Raw genomic sequence first — 14,931 nt, 5'->3', positions numbered from 1 at the left:
TACTTGCCTGTTGATTGGATTTTCCAGCGCTATCTGCCTTCTGCTCCAATCAACATAGGGCAAACTCAGCTATGAGCTTTACATTGCTATTAATAAAATATTTAAGCTTGTACAACCTGATCCTTTCGTTCAAGCGCCCGGCTCAATCCTGTTAAAATGACAGCTGCTACAACCATTAACGAGCCGATCCATGAGGTATGGATAAGCCCAATGGAATCTGTAATCATACCGCCTAAATAAGAACCAATTGCAATACCTGCGTTAAATGCGGCAATATTGATTGCTGACGCAACATCTACCGCTTTTGGAACAAAGCGCTCTGCTAGAATGACGACATATACTTGCAGTCCCGGCACGTTCATGAATGCTAGTAAACCCATTAAAATAATCGTAATGAGACCTGCGATTTTAAATGGTGCAGTAAACATGAGAACTAAAAGGACAATTGCTTGGACAATAAACATATAAAACAGTGAACCAAGTGAGGAGCATAAAGAAAAATACGCACTTTTTTGTGATATAGATACTAAAAAGTCATATAGGTACTTTTTGGTGCCTGTTAAATAGGAGGATTTTAATGAAGCAAAAGAAATACAATATTTCAGTTGAAGCAACCTTAGAGGTAATAGGAGGTAAATGGAAATGCGTCATCCTCTGCCATTTAACACATGGGAAAAAACGAACCAGTGAGTTAAAGCGTCTCATGCCATCGATTACACAGAAAATGTTAACTCAACAGCTGCGAGAGTTAGAGGAAGATGGAGTTATTAATCGAATCGTATATAATCAAATCCCTCCAAAGGTAGAGTACGAGCTTAGCGAATATGGCTGGAGTTTAAAAGAAATTTTGGATTCCCTTTGTGCTTGGGGGGAAAGACATATCATAAAGGTGTACGGAGATAAGTTTTGTCTTAGAGGAAAGTATTTTAAATAATGATTAAACATAAGAGACTGTCTCTAAATATAAGGGCAAGACCCTGTTGAGACAGCTCTTATGTCTTCTTTTATCTCCCCCTATACCCAATCTTAACGGGCAGTAATCACCACTAGAAAATGGGGAATATCTGCCCGTAAAGAATCAACGAAGCTTGGTGGCCAATTAAGCCGAAACATAAGGTCTTGGTGGTTTATGGTAATAGCCTCGGCTATCCATCAGTGCGACTGAAGAACTTCCCGCTGATGGAAGTCTCATTTTAGCAATGATAAAAATTGATCAATTGACCTGGCATCAGTCAATTTCTTCAGCAGTGCTGGCTGCTCACTAATTGACGATAGCTCACGAAAAAGCTGCTTTGTTGTTTGCTGATCTTGATTTGGGACGGCCAGCATAAAAACCAATGAAACATTTTCTCCTGACCAATCGATTGGTTGCTTGAGTGCTGCTACAGCAATAGCAGGCTTTTTAATTAGCTTTGGGCTTCCATGTGGAATCGCTATTCCCGAGCCAATCGTTGTAGCTGACATTCTTTCCCTCAAGATAGCACTATGACCATATTCCTTATCAACAAAGCCTCCATCATATAATGCAATAGCAAGCTCTTCAATTATTTTAAAGCGATGCTCACTGCTATACTGTAAGAACAATGCTGATGTTTCAACATACTGAACCAATGCAGAATTTATTTGGTTGTCACCAGCTGTTTGTTGGGCTATAAATTCTTTCAGTCTCTTTTCATCTGCGCCTTCTAATAAAGGAGAAATGACAATATGAGGAATTTTTAAGCCAACTAAATCAATGGTTGAAATAATTAGGTCTACCTTATGATGCTCTAAATAATCTCGTAAATCAGCTTTTGCGATGCTATCAATAATGTGAAGAGATTGATATTTTTTTTCAAGCTTTACATTCAGTAGTTGTGACATCCCAATGCCCATATGACAAACAATGATGGCATTCAATTTGTTCCTTTGATTTTGGCGAAGCCGCTCAATCGAAGCTTGAAAATGAATGGTTAAATAGGCAGCCTCTTCCTCAGGAATGGAAATAGAAAACTTATTATTGAGTTCTTCTATGACATGAATAACAGAATCAAAGATATATGGATACATTCTTTTTATTTCATTTAGCATCGGGTTTGAGACAGTAAGGCCAAATTTTATTCGATTTAATGCTGAATATAAATGGATGGATAGTCCTTCTCTTAATGATTCATCATTCGTAAAATCCTGCTTTGTTAGTTCTGTCATTTGCAGTAGCAGATCCTCAATAATCGCCTCATGCTGGTCCAAATCATCAACCTTTTCATCTGTTCCTTGGTGCTTTGGAAAGCGATGCCTTCCGCCTAATAAATGAAGCGTGAAATACGCAATTTCTTTCTCTGAAAAATGGACAACAAAAATGATTTCTAGTTTTCTCAAAAATGTGGAAGCCCATTTAAATTCCTGTTTCTCTGAAAGATACTCAAGATCTTGCTTAGCTAGTGAAATTGGATGTCCCAGCTTTGTTCTTCTGATCATCATGAGAAGATGAATAACTAATCTTTCAGTTGTTTCATCTGTAAAAAATAGCAAGTATTGTCGCTGGAAATCATTTAGTTCTCTTTGAATAATCGTCATTTCATGTGGAGTAAACTGCTTTAAGATAAAGTCAGCACCCTCTGCTGCATCCTTCTTCAGCTCTGGTAAATGGGCAAGTGCCCTTCTTTTATTTCCTTCTGTTCCTTCGATGCTTACCCCGACCTTTTGCTTTGATACTAAGGTTAAGCCTTTTTGATCCAACCACTTTTCAATCATATCTAAATCTTTTTTGATAACGGATTTATTCACATAATGTTTATCAGCAAGCTCCTGAGCTGAAACAGGCGATTTGCTCATTAATAGCTGATAGGCAATTTGCATCACCCGATAGGACTCCTCATCGTCCTTCTGCATCGAGTTTGTTTCCTGAAGCATTTGAAAAAGCTGAGTCTTTTCCACTTCATCAATTTCTATGTAAACACCTAAGCCAGGTTTGCGCACCAATTTAGCAGCTGAATGTTCGTTTAAGAAGGTTTCAATCATTTTAAAATCATTGCGGACTGTTTTTTCTGAACACCCAATACGTTCCGCAATCGTTTGAACAAACAGCGGCTTTCCGAATTCGGTTAATAAAATCTTTATTATTTCTTTTTGTCTTTCATTCATGCTTTCACCTATTTCAACGTTGTAACCCCTGCAATATTCCTATCCCATTTATACCATATGGAACAATTTAAAACCAAAAGCAGAAACAATAACTTATGTTTACCTTGCGATACGGCAGAAAACAACTTATAATCAATTACAAATACTTATATATACTTATAAACACTTAAAAAGCAGGCTGATACTATGTTCCAAGAAGAAAGATTACGTCTGATTATCGATTATTTAAAAAAGGAAAAACGAATATCTGTTGATGAAATTTGCCGGATCTTTAAGGTTTCAAGGGATACAGCTAGAAGGGATTTAGTCAGACTTGAGGAAGAAAAAGCGATAATAAGAACACGCGGCGGAGCTATTCTCCCTTCTTCTAAGCATATCATTAAGGACTATTCTAATCGTCTAAGTCTCGTTTCAGCAGAAAAGAAACGGATCGGTAAAAAGGCTGCAGAACTAATAAATAGCGGTGATACAATTATTCTCGATACATCCACAACCGTGCAGGCTTGTGCAGAACATTTAATGGATCTTGAATGTACCATTGTTACCAATTCCATTAACCAAGCGGATCTCTTATCAAAAAATCCCCATGCCCATATTCAACTGCTTGGCGGTGAATTTCATAAGGAGCATCGCTATTTATTCGGAACATCTGTCATTGAAAAGCTTTCCCAATACCATGTAGACAAAACATTTATAGGCTGTTACGGCCTTTCCGAAAAAGGCATAACTGTTGCCCATGAAGAAGATGGAATGGTTATGCGCAAAATGATGCAGCAGGCAGACCAGGTCATCCTTTTAGCCGACCACACGAAAATCGGTGTAACCGGTTATTTTCGCTGTTCAACCTTACAAGATATTGATTTATTTATCACAGATCAAGAACCTGATGAAAGTTTTCAAGAGCTACTTAAAAAGCATGGGGTGGAATTACTGATAGCTCTTTAATCTATTTATTGCAGGAGGTTTTTTAACCATGACAAAATTAATTGCGATTGACCTAGATGGCACGCTTTTAACGAGTAAGAGCCAAATAAGCCCTGAAAATCTTGAAGCCATACATTCAGCAAGGCAAGCGGGAATCGAAATTGTGATTGCAACAGGCCGTGCCCATTTTGATGTGAAAGCCTTGTTTGAAAATACGGGTGTTAAAACTTGGGTGATCGGGGCAAACGGTGCGACGATCCATGACCCTGAAGGCAATCTTTTTCATTCACAGCCAATTGAACCTGCCTTAGCTTACGACATTTTACGTTCTTTAGAAGAAGACGGCTATTATTACGAAGTGTTTAGTAATGAATGCATCTTTACTCCTCAAAATGGGAGAGAGCTTTTGGAAATTGAGATTGATCGCATCAAAAGCGCAAACACGGAAGTTCGCATATCAGAGTTAAAGGAAGCCTTAGTCAAACAATTCAGTCAAACAGGCTTTTTCTTCATTGACTCCTATAAGGAAATTGAAAAAACGGGTGCTGATCTTTATAACATCCTTGCCTTTTCATTTTTTGAAGAAAAGCTTGATGCAGGTTGGAAGAAGTTTGGTCAAATCGAAGGGCTGACCATCGTCTCCTCTGCCCATCATAATTTTGAATTGGAGCACAAAGACGCCTCAAAAGGAATTGCATTAAGAAAGCTTTCGGAAAAATTAGGCATTCCCCTCACAAGCACTGTAGCGATCGGGGACAGCATGAATGATGTTTCGATGTTAAACCTAGCTGGTAAAAGTGTTGCAATGGGAAATGCAAGACCAGAGGTTAAAGAAATTTGTGATGAAGTCACCTTAACAAATGATGAACATGGCGTTGCAAAGGTAATTCGTGCAGCAATAGAAAAAACCTTAACAATTTAGCATAAATTAAAGGCGCAAGTATAGCCAACCACAGATTTTATGTTAATCTGTGGTGGCCTTTCTATTTCTCCTTAAATAAACGACCGTACGACCACTAAAATACTCAAAATAAACCCGATTAGCCCAAGAAAGGAAAAGACGAAAAGTTCTTTTATCTCTTTTTTCTTTATTAACTTCGGGACTTCACTAGCAAAAATAACAATAAAGATGATTACAATAAGTAAGATCTTAAACATAGACCAATCCTTCTTTTAATTGATATGAATCCTATTTTGTTAAGCCGATTCTTCTTACATAAACCGTTGGATGAACCGAAACGTCCAGTTTTTTAAACCTCTCATTCCAATCCTTTTTATATATTTCATTCCACTGTTTTGGGTATTTTTTATACACAGCTTCCCCAAAGCCAAAAATATCTGAGCCTAATTCATCTTTTGCTTTTACTAATACTTCATGAATTCTTGTATGAATTTCCTTTTCAAGTTCAGTCTGTAATTTCTCAATATTCTTAGGATCATTTAAATCTAATTCAGAGGCGTTCTCCATTACATTCATCTCTGAAGTCGTATTCACGGTTATTTTGACTTCGCCTTTTTTTATTTCAGGAACTATTTTTGTTTCAGATCGAATAATATTGGCACTAATATTGCCGCCACCTTTCTCCTCTTCTACCTGGACTGTTATCACACCAAGATTCATTTGATCCCTTATCCATAAAATCCCTCTTGTTTCAGAATCATTCATCCATCCTTCCAATTTATCCCCTTTAAATACGGCCGCACCTATAATCGCTTGGGTCTCTTCTGATTTCTCTTTAACCTTTACTTCCAATGGCTCTGTAGCAAATTGGGGAGCTACTGGCTCAAGCCCTTCCGTAAGATACATATCCAAAAATTCTTTAATATTAACTGACAATCCTACACTTAATTTTGTCAATTCTCTTGTTTCCTCTGCAGTTACACTTTCTAAACTAGGTTTGTTTTTAAGGACTTCAAAGGCATTTCCCTTTGTAAACATGATATAACTGTTCATCCTTGGCTCATGGTACCTTGAATAGAAATCAAGAATCGGAGAAACTCCCTTCCTTGCGAGGTCTTCCCCGATTAATAACACCCTGCTATGTGAAAAAAAGATTCGTCTTGACAGTTTACCTTGGAGTTGTCGATAGGCTTCAGAAAATGTCTTGCCAGTATCAGAGATCATAAATGTACTATTATCCCCGCTGCCTGTCGGTCCCGTAGTTGGTCCAAGCTTTGACGGAATCGCTACTTGAAGAGTTAAACGAATTTCTTCGTCCTCCAAAAGATCTAATCCAACAGCAGTAACAATCGCAATATCATTGATCTCAATCCGATTCCAGCACCCAGTCAGCAAGAAGATTGAGATGAGCAAAACAAATGAGAATTTAGCGGTTTTCATCTTAGCACCATCCTGCCTATTCTAAGAGAACATCTATTTTTTTCGATTCTGTGTACCCAGCCTTCTCAAATTCCTTTTTCCCACTTGTTCAGGTCGTTCGTCCATCTTCCACCAAGGTGCACGTATAAAGAGGTCCTTAAGGTCATTAAAATTAAATGGAGCAATAGGAGCTAAGTAAGGGACTCCAAAGGATCTGAGTTGAACAAGGTGAACAAGGATAAAAAATACCCCTAGAAGGATTCCGTAAAATCCAAGCAAAGCTGCAAGAAACATCATTAAAAAGCGAAGCAGGCGAATGGCTCCTGTCATGCTGTAGCTAGGAAACATGAACGAAGCAATCCCTGTAATCGATACAACAATAACAAGGGGAGCGGACACAATGCCTGCTTCAACTGCAGCTTGACCAATAACTAAGGCACCGACAATACTAACTGTTGACCCAACTGGCCTTGGCAGCCTTAACCCCGCTTCCCTTAAAGCCTCAAAGGTAATCTCCATTAATAAGGCTTCAACAACCGCTGGGAAAGGAACTTTTTCCCTCGAAGCAGCAACACTAAACAACAGGTTTGTTGGTAATAATTCCTGATGGAATGTTGTGACGGCTATATAAATAGAGGGAAACAATAAGGCAATTAATAAAAATAAATAACGGATAGAGCGAATAAAAGAAGCCATCATGAACCTTCCATAATAATCCTCAGGTGAATCCATCATTTGAAAAAACGTTACAGGCACAACTAGACCAAATGGGCTATTTTCAACAATAATCCCTACTCTTCCTTCAAGGATGTTACCGACAACCCGATCAGGTCGTTCTGTTTGTAAAACTTGCGGAAAAACAGAATAGGGCTTCTCTTCAATAAATTCAATAATATATCCGCTGTCTTCAATTGCATCTATATCAATTTGCTGTAATCTTTTTCGCACTTCCTTAACTAATGATTCCTCTGCTATTCCTTCTATATAGGTAATAATCACTTCTGTTTTAGAAAGTTTTCCAATTTTCATGCTTTCTAATTTAAGCTTAGGTGTACGGATTCTCCTCCGTATCATGCTAGTATTGGTCCGAATATTTTCTGTAAAGCCCTCTCTTGGTCCTAAAACAACAGCCTCTGAAGGTGGTTCATCTACTGATCGCTGCTGCCAGGATTGCTCACTAATAAATAGGGCTTGTTTAAACCCATTAATGATTAACACGGTTCCGCCAATAAAGAGATGATCAGAGATTTGTTGAATCGTTTCCCCTTTTTTTACTTGGCTTGAGCTGATCTCATCTTCAATATCCTTAAGGGTTAACTGACTCTTTTTTAGAAAATCTTCTTTTTGATTTAATAACGGCTCTAATATACTATCTTCCATTCGTTTCATATCTACTAGACCCTCAAGATATAAAACAATAGCTGTATACGCATTATTTATTTCAAATTTTCGAAACATAAAATCAAAAGAACCTTCAAACATTCGTTTAATTTTATAAAAATCTTCCTCTATGATTCCTGTTAAATAATCTGTTTCATTTTGCTGTTTTTTAGGTTCTTTATTCATAACCTTTTGCGTTGACCTAAAGAGCTTTATCCACCTATTCATACTCATAATCACACCTCCTAAACGAAACTTACTTCCCGCCTAAATATAGACCATTGAAATATTTTCCATTGAAAAACGGATATATTTTCCACAATTTTAACTTTTTAATTCTATTCTAGTTGAATTTATCTTTTCCGAATTTATCCATGTTATGCGAACTTTAACATTTAAAATTAGGCTCTTTTGAACCTATCTCTTAATCCGCTGCTGACACTTAAAATAAGTTAAAAAACAGCGAAGATTTTTTGGTTCTTTTTGGATCTATTTGATTCTTTTTGTCAATCTACAAGGAAAGATAGAGAAAAAAATGTCTTTTTCATAGAAGAATTGTCGAAAGCATTTCAAAATCTAGCAAAATCATTAATAATAAAGGATATAATTAATATAAATGTTGTGGGAGCCATAGATGATGAATATAGATGATTACACTGAATTGACCAATAAAATAAATTTAGTTAGAAAACTGATGATTGTTACTGCACAAACAAAAGGAATCAATAATCCGGAAACAATTAAATATAGCGAAGAATTATACCGTTTAATTCTTGAAACGCAATTATTGCTAAAAACAAAAGTGAATAAACCGTTTAATCCACCTGTTAATTCCTATCACCTTTCAACTACTTGAAATTCCCGACATTCATGTTAAAGTGATACTTATTGGATTTTTTCGGGAAATAATTACCTGCCCTACTCTCTTACCTTCTTCAATTTGGCGGGTGGCTGAACCGTTTGAAAAAGTTAGGTGAATCTATGGATATTAAACAATTACAATATTTTATTGAAGTAGCTGATTTGGGCAGCTTTTCACGTGCAGCTGAGTCATTGTATATTACTCAGCCTACGATCAGTAAAATGATAAAAAATCTTGAAGAAGAATTAGGTGTACCATTATTTGATCGTTCACGAAAGAAACTTCTATTAACAGATGCGGGACAAACCATTTTAAAACAAGCAAAATTGATCGATAAAGCGTTTACTAATTTAGAAATTGAAGTAGATAATCTCTTAGGCTTAAAAAAAGGACATATTAGAATCGGTTTGCCTCCAATCTTTGATGCCCATGCTTTTCTTAAGATCATCGGCTGTTTTCATGAAAAATACCCTGGGATCACCTTCCAGTTTGTTGAAGACGGATCGAAAAGAATCGAAGATGATGTCGATAAACATATTCTTGATGCCGGAGTTGTTGTTCTTCCAACACAGGATGACATCTTTGAACATTTTGCTTTTATGGAGGAAGACTTGAAGCTAATTCTCCACCCTAGACATCCTTTAGCTGAAAAAACAGAAGTACATTTAACGGAATTAGCAAATGAATCCTTTATATTATTTAACAAAGACTTTGTATTAAATGATCATATAATCTCTGCTTGCAATAAGAGTGGATTCCATCCGCATATTATCTCTGAAAGCTCACAATGGTCATTTATTGAAGAAATGGTTGCCTCAAAGCTTGGCGTCTCTTTGCTTCCGGAAAGCATTTGCCGCCATCTCAAATGGAATGTCCGAGCAGTAAAAGTAATCGAGCCATCCATTAGCTGGAATCTTGCCCTTATTTGGAGAAAAAATGCATACATTTCCAATGCAGCTAAAGCATGGTTGCAGTTTACGAAGGAAAAGTTAAAATCGCCATTAGAGTAGCTACAGCAACGATTCAACTGCATATTTATAGTAAGAGGATTCAGGAGATGAATCCTCTTTTTATATTTGAAACCATTTACATAGATAAAAGCTATACTTCCAATAAAAATTAACCATTTTACTAACTTAAATCACAGGCGTACACTTGTAACAGGTTAACAAACCTTTCTATAGAAATGATTCTTTTGTTGGTACCAGCCATTTTTAGCCTTTACGGCAGCAGAAAAAGCCGTACATCTTAATGTAAGTCAACGATGAAAGGAAGTTATAAAAATGGAAGCAAAAAAAACGAAGGAAAGCCGTATTGTTAGTACTGACCAAGTATTATCATGCGATTTAAATAATTATAATACCCTCTTTGGCGGAGTATTGATGAAAAAGCTTGATAATGTTGCAACCTTATCAGCTCGAAGACATTCAAGAGTAAAGGAATGTGTCACAGCATCAACGGATTCAATTGATTTCTTATGCCCTATTCACCAAACTGATTCCGTTTGTATTGAATCATTTGTGACCTACACCGGAAAAACATCTATGGAAATTTTTTGTAAAGTGATTGCTGAGGATATGATCACAGGTGAACGAAGAATGGCAGCAACAGCCTTCTTGACATTTGTAGCGTTAAATGAAAACAAACAACCTGTTGAAGTGCCGGGGATTATCCCAGAAACGGAAGAAGAAATATTTCTCTACAATACTGGTAAAGAAAGAGCAGAAATGAGAAGACTAAGAAGACAAAAAAGTAAGGAATTAGCTGAATATATTACCGTTAGAAAACCATGGGACAAATAAGGAGGAGAGAAGAATGATGCTGGTAACGAGTCAGGCTGAATTAACATCGACCAACGATGCTCTTCAGACATTAAAGAAAGACTTTCCTACACTCTTTCAAAAACTAATGCATGTTGTAAACTTAACACGGGCATTGCAATTCAACTATCAATATATGGGTTGCCTAATAATGGATGAAGATGCTGAACATTACACTCCTAGCTTTGTTTATGGCTCTGTACTACGCTTGTATAAGAAAGAAGTTCAAAAGCTAAGGGATGATGAAAATTTCGACCGAATTAATAAGTTTCTTTCCCATTATAAAAAGATTGGATATGCAAAGATCTCCTTATTAATTCTTGGTCATTCCCCAGAAACGTTAGTTGGTCCTTCTTCTATCAAATAATTAGTAGAGGCTGTCTCTTGAGACAGTCTCCACTAAGGTTTAAATGAGTCTCATTTAATCGCTCAGGTAACCAAATCAACTATTTCAATTTAAAATGATTAACAACAAAAAATGAACACATATTAAAAGAAGGAACATTTGAAAGGAGATACTAATATGGATTTTTTACCGAGAGAGCAAATTATTAATGAGTTACAAGATTCCTTCCAACCACTTATTACCAAATATGGTATAGAAGATATCGGTATTTTTGAAGAAGAGGGTCAGGATCAACATTACTTCTTAGGTTATACAGTTCGAAAAGACGGAAAAACCTATCATGTCTATTCTCCTTTTATTAAAAATCAAACTGGAGGGTTGGCCCCTGAAAAACGAGAATGGACGATAGAAACTGATGATCCAATGAATAAGGATCTAAAAGGCTATAAACAATTAGAAGATGCTTTTCGCGACATAAAATAATCAAAAAACCTTAGCCATTCGACCTGGAGTAGCTACGTTTTTTTAATATTAATTCATTTCAATCTGTCATTTGGCAGGCTTTATTCCCTGCTCTTCCCTTGTTTAGAAGAACCGCCCCATGCTTCAACATTTTTTAGTCCTTTAATATTTGAGACATGGAAGACTGGGTTTTTCCCGTTCGCTTTTTGCTTCATATAGTCATTGAGAGCTGCAATCGCAATTTTCCCTAGCAGTACAATCGCAATCAAGTTGATGATCGCCATTAGCGCCATTAGTAAATCCGCAAGACTCCATACAAAGCTTAATGATGCAAGTGATCCAAATGCAACCATCGCCACAACAGCTATACGGTAAATGTTTAGCCAGATTTTATTTGTGTTGATAAATTCAATGTTTGTTTCACCGTAGTAATAGTTCCCGACAACTGAACTAAAGCAAAATAGGAACACAATTAGGGCTAAGAATATACTGGCCCATGAACCCATTGAGGTTTCAAGTGCATTCTGTGTCAGGACAATACCGTCAGATTCTGTTGACGTATAAAGACCAGACAATAAAATAATAAATGCTGTTGAGCTACAGATTAAAAGTGTATCAACGAATACACCAAGAGATTGAATAAGTCCTTGTTTGACAGGATGGCTGACATCAGCTGTTGCTGCCGCATTTGGCGCACTACCCATTCCAGCCTCATTCGAGAACAAACCGCGTTTTATTCCATTCATCATCGCAGCGCCCAGCGCCCCGCCTGCTACTTCATTAGCACCAAAAGCACTCGTAAAAATTAAACCGATTACACTTGGCAGTTCAGAAAAATTCACAACCACGACATAAAGAGCCATCAAGATATATGCTCCTGCCATAACAGGAACAATAATTTCTGATACTGTTGCTACCCTTTTAAGCCCGCCAAAAATGATGACTGCCGTAATGACTGTCAAAACAACCGCTATTAAAACTTTGTTTATACCAAATGATTCATTAAGGGCACTTGTAATCGTATTTGCTTGAACAGAATTAAATGCCAAACCAAATGTTAAAGAAATAATAATTGCAAATGTAACACCCATCCAGCGGGCATTTAATGCTCTTTCCATATAGTAGGCTGGACCGCCACGGAATGTATTCCCATCTTTCACCTTATAAATTTGCGCAAGTGTACTCTCAATAAACGCAGATGCAGAACCAATTAATGCGATTAGCCACATCCAGAATACTGCCCCCGGACCACCTAATGTAATAGCAATGGCAACCCCAGCAAGGTTCCCGGTTCCTACACGTGAAGCTGTGCTTATACAAAAAGCCTGGAAAGAGGACACTCCTTTTTTATCAGCCATAGCTCCTTCGCCTAATAATCTAAACATTTCTCCAATTAACCGGAACTGTACAAACTTTGTGCGAAATGTAAAATAAAGACCTGCACCTATCAGCAAAATAATCAGAACATATGACCAAAGCAAAGTATTGGCTCCATTAATAAAAGTTTCAATTATTTTCATTCTTAACACCCCTATCTAAAAATCTTTTAGCATTACTATCATATACATTTCCTGTAATGGATACGCTTTTACTATATTAGCATATTAAATAGAGTCTTTAAAAACGTTGTTATTTTCTGAATTTTATATAATCAATTAGTAAATAAGCTGTTTTCACAGAGTATGGTTAAGCTATTGATTTTATTACAAATTATTAAAAAGGGTCAGTCCCCCAACTGTTTGAGGGGACCGACCCTTGTGTAAAAAGCTCTGTTTACTTTTTATAGAGAATCCAGCGCTTGCTTTAAATCTTCCCAAATATCCTCCCATGCTTCAAGGCCAACTGATAAGCGCAACAATTGATTTGAAATGCCCATTTTTAGTCTGGCTTCTTCTGGAACGCTCGAATGTGTCATGGAAGCAGGGTGTTGAATCAACGTTTCCGCATCTCCAAGGCTTACTGCAATTGGAATAAGTTTGAGAGCGTTAACAAATTTTACGGCATCTTCATATGTTCCATCAATTTCAAAGGATAGCACGCCTCCCCCTTTTTTCATTTGTCTGGTCATCATTTTAAAATCTGGATGTCCTTTGTCACCAGGGTAATAGACAGCCTTAATTTTAGGATGGTTTTTCAAAAGGGCATGAAGTTTTTCTGCATTTTCACAATGGCGATCCATCCTCACCGCAAGCGTTTTGATTCCCCGAAGCAATAGCCACGCATCAAAGGGTGAAATGATTCCGCCAATATCCTTCTGCGTCGTTCGTTTTAAATAGTCGATGATCTCCTGACTTCCGACAATGATTCCTGCGATCACATCACCATGCCCGCCAATATATTTCGTCCCGCTATGGATGACAAGATCACAACCTAATGTTAATGGCTTTTGTAAGTAAGGTGTTAAAAATGTATTATCGACAACCACCTTACTCCCCTTTTCTTTGGCAATCCTTGCGACTAATGCTAAATCGATTACTTTCATAGTTGGATTTATCGGTGTTTCAATATAAATACATGTTGTGTTTTCTTGAATATTTGATAAGATCTCATCCGCTGCAGATAATTCTGAAAAAGAGTAATTTATCTGATATTTTTCTTTTAGCAATTGTAATAAACCATACGTACAACCGTACAAACCTTTTGAACATAAAATATGGTCATTTTTCTTTGTTAATCCGATTAAGGTAGCTGAAACAGCTGCCATACCTGATCCAAAAGCAAGTGCAGCCTCCCCTTCTTCTAAAATAGCCATACGTTCCTCTAAAACTTCAACAGTTGGATTTGAAAGCCGAGAATAAATATAGCCATCCTCTATACCAGCAAACCTTCTTCCTCCTTGTTCCATTGTCGAGAATGTAAAGGTGGATGTTTGATAGATAGGCGGGGTTAAACTGTCATGATGATTTTTTGGAGAATAACCGGCATGAATGGCCATTGTTTCAAACTGAGGCTTACGATCTTTTTTCATTGAAATCCCCCTCGTCCGGTATGATAATGCCGAAATGCTTCTATCTGTAAATAGGCGCTTTTGTTATATCATATTTGTTACAGCACGATTTCGTCACATTTTCCTTTCAAGGATTATTCACCAATCTCAACTTGTTTCTCGATAAAACCGGATAATAGAATGAGAGAATAAGCCCACAATAACCATGAAGCAAAATATTTATCCGTATTAGGGTCAAGATTTGGAAATAGATTTTGGAAATAAATTAAAACAACAGCATCGATTAACATGCCAGGTAAAGCGATAAAGAGTGCCGCTTTAATTTTTTGATTCGAATGTACTTTTTTCCATTTATAAACGGGTAAGGTTAAAACAGCGATTAATGGAACAACCAAAGTATACGACATGATCATCAGCAGTGGCTGGTCATATAGAAAAAAGAATTGTCCTCCGAATCGAAAAATCAATGTCGCTCCAAGCCAAACGAAAAATCCCCAAAATAGAAAAAACATGATAAACACTCCTCCAAATAAAATGATTGTAAATTATTACCTACACTTCCAATCACGTACCATTTTACTTAGATTAAAGGGGAATGTATTGTGCGAATTGTCCTATTTTTCACTTTCATAAGGTATAAATTGGCAACTAAAAAGGAAATTCGACGTAGTAGCCAATTAAAATGCGAAAAAAGACGCCTACCACCAGCAAATCTTTCCTGACAATCATCAAAGGTGGTTAGAGCGC

14 protein-coding genes and 2 pseudogenes are annotated in these 14,931 nt (G+C 37.0%); 8 read left to right on the top strand and 8 right to left on the bottom strand.

What is annotated here, in order from left to right:
* Positions 1-101: 101 nt before the first annotated feature.
* Positions 102-476, bottom strand: a pseudogene (locus Q1B07_RS08960) (MFS sugar transporter); the annotation flags it as partial.
* 101 nt (positions 477-577) lie between these two features.
* Between Q1B07_RS08960 and Q1B07_RS08955 the strand changes: the two are divergent.
* Positions 578-941 (top strand): annotated as a pseudogene (locus Q1B07_RS08955) (helix-turn-helix domain-containing protein).
* Between the two features lie 247 nt (positions 942-1,188).
* On the opposite strand, the gene Q1B07_RS08950 reads toward Q1B07_RS08955, so the two are convergent.
* A complete protein-coding gene (locus Q1B07_RS08950; protein WP_299088850.1) occupies positions 1,189-3,123 on the bottom strand; it encodes a BglG family transcription antiterminator in 1,935 nt (644 codons plus the stop codon).
* 186 nt (positions 3,124-3,309) lie between these two features.
* Between Q1B07_RS08950 and Q1B07_RS08945 the strand changes: the two genes are divergently transcribed.
* The gene (locus tag Q1B07_RS08945; protein WP_299088849.1) at positions 3,310-4,068 is read left to right on the top strand and encodes a DeoR/GlpR family DNA-binding transcription regulator; all 759 of its coding nucleotides are present in this window, start codon (positions 3,310-3,312) and stop codon (positions 4,066-4,068) included.
* 28 nt (positions 4,069-4,096) lie between these two features.
* On the top strand, positions 4,097-4,969 hold the full coding sequence (locus tag Q1B07_RS08940; protein WP_299088848.1) for a Cof-type HAD-IIB family hydrolase: 873 nt from the start codon (positions 4,097-4,099) through the stop codon (positions 4,967-4,969).
* A gap of 71 nt (positions 4,970-5,040) precedes the next feature.
* Here the strand turns inward: Q1B07_RS08940 and Q1B07_RS08935 are convergent, their stop codons facing one another.
* The 3 genes from Q1B07_RS08935 to Q1B07_RS08925 are packed head-to-tail and all read right to left on the bottom strand — an operon-like array spanning position 5,041 to position 7,981.
* Positions 5,041-5,205, bottom strand: a complete 165-nt coding sequence (locus Q1B07_RS08935) for a hypothetical protein (RefSeq protein ID WP_299088847.1) — start codon at positions 5,203-5,205, stop codon at positions 5,041-5,043.
* A gap of 31 nt (positions 5,206-5,236) precedes the next feature.
* A complete protein-coding gene (locus Q1B07_RS08930) occupies positions 5,237-6,388 on the bottom strand; it encodes a Ger(x)C family spore germination protein (protein ID WP_299088845.1) in 1,152 nt (383 codons plus the stop codon).
* A gap of 33 nt (positions 6,389-6,421) precedes the next feature.
* Positions 6,422-7,981: a spore germination protein gene (locus Q1B07_RS08925; protein WP_299832596.1), complete on the bottom strand. Its 1,560-nt coding sequence runs from the start codon at positions 7,979-7,981 to the stop codon at positions 6,422-6,424.
* 400 nt (positions 7,982-8,381) lie between these two features.
* Between Q1B07_RS08925 and Q1B07_RS08920 the strand changes: the two genes are divergently transcribed.
* The 5 genes from Q1B07_RS08920 to Q1B07_RS08900 all read left to right on the top strand — a co-directional run bounded on the left by Q1B07_RS08920 (position 8,382) and on the right by Q1B07_RS08900 (position 11,258).
* Entirely contained in the window at positions 8,382-8,603 is a 222-nt protein-coding gene (locus Q1B07_RS08920; RefSeq protein WP_299832594.1) for an aspartyl-phosphate phosphatase Spo0E family protein, read from the top strand.
* A 125-nt stretch (positions 8,604-8,728) separates the two neighbouring features.
* A complete protein-coding gene (locus tag Q1B07_RS08915; protein WP_299094087.1) occupies positions 8,729-9,619 on the top strand; it encodes a LysR family transcriptional regulator in 891 nt (296 codons plus the stop codon).
* 273 nt (positions 9,620-9,892) lie between these two features.
* Positions 9,893-10,411: an acyl-CoA thioesterase gene (locus Q1B07_RS08910; RefSeq protein ID WP_299094082.1), complete on the top strand. Its 519-nt coding sequence runs from the start codon at positions 9,893-9,895 to the stop codon at positions 10,409-10,411.
* A 13-nt stretch (positions 10,412-10,424) separates the two neighbouring features.
* A complete protein-coding gene (locus Q1B07_RS08905; RefSeq protein ID WP_299094081.1) occupies positions 10,425-10,796 on the top strand; it encodes a hypothetical protein in 372 nt (123 codons plus the stop codon).
* Positions 10,797-10,952: 156 nt separating this feature from the next.
* Positions 10,953-11,258, top strand: coding sequence for a DUF5634 family protein (locus Q1B07_RS08900; protein WP_299094079.1), 306 nt, complete (start codon positions 10,953-10,955; stop codon positions 11,256-11,258).
* Between the two features lie 80 nt (positions 11,259-11,338).
* Here the strand turns inward: Q1B07_RS08900 and Q1B07_RS08895 are convergent, their stop codons facing one another.
* The 3 genes from Q1B07_RS08895 to Q1B07_RS08885 form a co-directional block, all read right to left on the bottom strand.
* A complete protein-coding gene (locus Q1B07_RS08895) occupies positions 11,339-12,757 on the bottom strand; it encodes a sodium:alanine symporter family protein (protein ID WP_299094078.1) in 1,419 nt (472 codons plus the stop codon).
* Positions 12,758-13,017: 260 nt separating this feature from the next.
* Positions 13,018-14,205: a methionine gamma-lyase gene (gene megL, locus Q1B07_RS08890; RefSeq protein WP_299094077.1), complete on the bottom strand. Its 1,188-nt coding sequence runs from the start codon at positions 14,203-14,205 to the stop codon at positions 13,018-13,020.
* Positions 14,206-14,318: 113 nt separating this feature from the next.
* Positions 14,319-14,696, bottom strand: a complete 378-nt coding sequence (locus tag Q1B07_RS08885; protein ID WP_299094075.1) for a DUF5367 domain-containing protein — start codon at positions 14,694-14,696, stop codon at positions 14,319-14,321.
* Between the last annotated feature and the right edge of the window lie 235 nt (positions 14,697-14,931).

Source organism: uncultured Metabacillus sp. (assembly GCF_947503125.1).
Taxonomy (GTDB): Bacteria; Bacillota; Bacilli; order Bacillales; family Bacillaceae; genus Metabacillus.
This window is presented reverse-complemented; position numbering and strand designations above follow the sequence as displayed.

What these genes read in the sequence shown, in the direction of transcription:
- Q1B07_RS08950 (WP_299088850.1), bottom strand. Translation starts at nt 3,123, where the DNA reads ATGAATGAAAGACAAAAAGAAATAATAAAGATTTTATTAACCGAATTC.
- Q1B07_RS08945 (WP_299088849.1), top strand. Translation starts at nt 3,310, where the DNA reads ATGTTCCAAGAAGAAAGATTACGTCTGATTATCGATTATTTAAAAAAG.
- Q1B07_RS08940 (WP_299088848.1), top strand. Translation starts at nt 4,097, where the DNA reads ATGACAAAATTAATTGCGATTGACCTAGATGGCACGCTTTTAACGAGT.
- Q1B07_RS08935 (WP_299088847.1), bottom strand. Translation starts at nt 5,205, where the DNA reads ATGTTTAAGATCTTACTTATTGTAATCATCTTTATTGTTATTTTTGCT.
- Q1B07_RS08930 (WP_299088845.1), bottom strand. Translation starts at nt 6,388, where the DNA reads ATGAAAACCGCTAAATTCTCATTTGTTTTGCTCATCTCAATCTTCTTG.
- Q1B07_RS08925 (WP_299832596.1), bottom strand. Translation starts at nt 7,981, where the DNA reads ATGAGTATGAATAGGTGGATAAAGCTCTTTAGGTCAACGCAAAAGGTT.
- Q1B07_RS08920 (WP_299832594.1), top strand. Translation starts at nt 8,382, where the DNA reads ATGATGAATATAGATGATTACACTGAATTGACCAATAAAATAAATTTA.
- Q1B07_RS08915 (WP_299094087.1), top strand. Translation starts at nt 8,729, where the DNA reads ATGGATATTAAACAATTACAATATTTTATTGAAGTAGCTGATTTGGGC.
- Q1B07_RS08910 (WP_299094082.1), top strand. Translation starts at nt 9,893, where the DNA reads ATGGAAGCAAAAAAAACGAAGGAAAGCCGTATTGTTAGTACTGACCAA.
- Q1B07_RS08905 (WP_299094081.1), top strand. Translation starts at nt 10,425, where the DNA reads ATGATGCTGGTAACGAGTCAGGCTGAATTAACATCGACCAACGATGCT.
- Q1B07_RS08900 (WP_299094079.1), top strand. Translation starts at nt 10,953, where the DNA reads ATGGATTTTTTACCGAGAGAGCAAATTATTAATGAGTTACAAGATTCC.
- Q1B07_RS08895 (WP_299094078.1), bottom strand. Translation starts at nt 12,757, where the DNA reads ATGAAAATAATTGAAACTTTTATTAATGGAGCCAATACTTTGCTTTGG.
- megL (WP_299094077.1), bottom strand. Translation starts at nt 14,205, where the DNA reads ATGAAAAAAGATCGTAAGCCTCAGTTTGAAACAATGGCCATTCATGCC.
- Q1B07_RS08885 (WP_299094075.1), bottom strand. Translation starts at nt 14,696, where the DNA reads ATGTTTTTTCTATTTTGGGGATTTTTCGTTTGGCTTGGAGCGACATTG.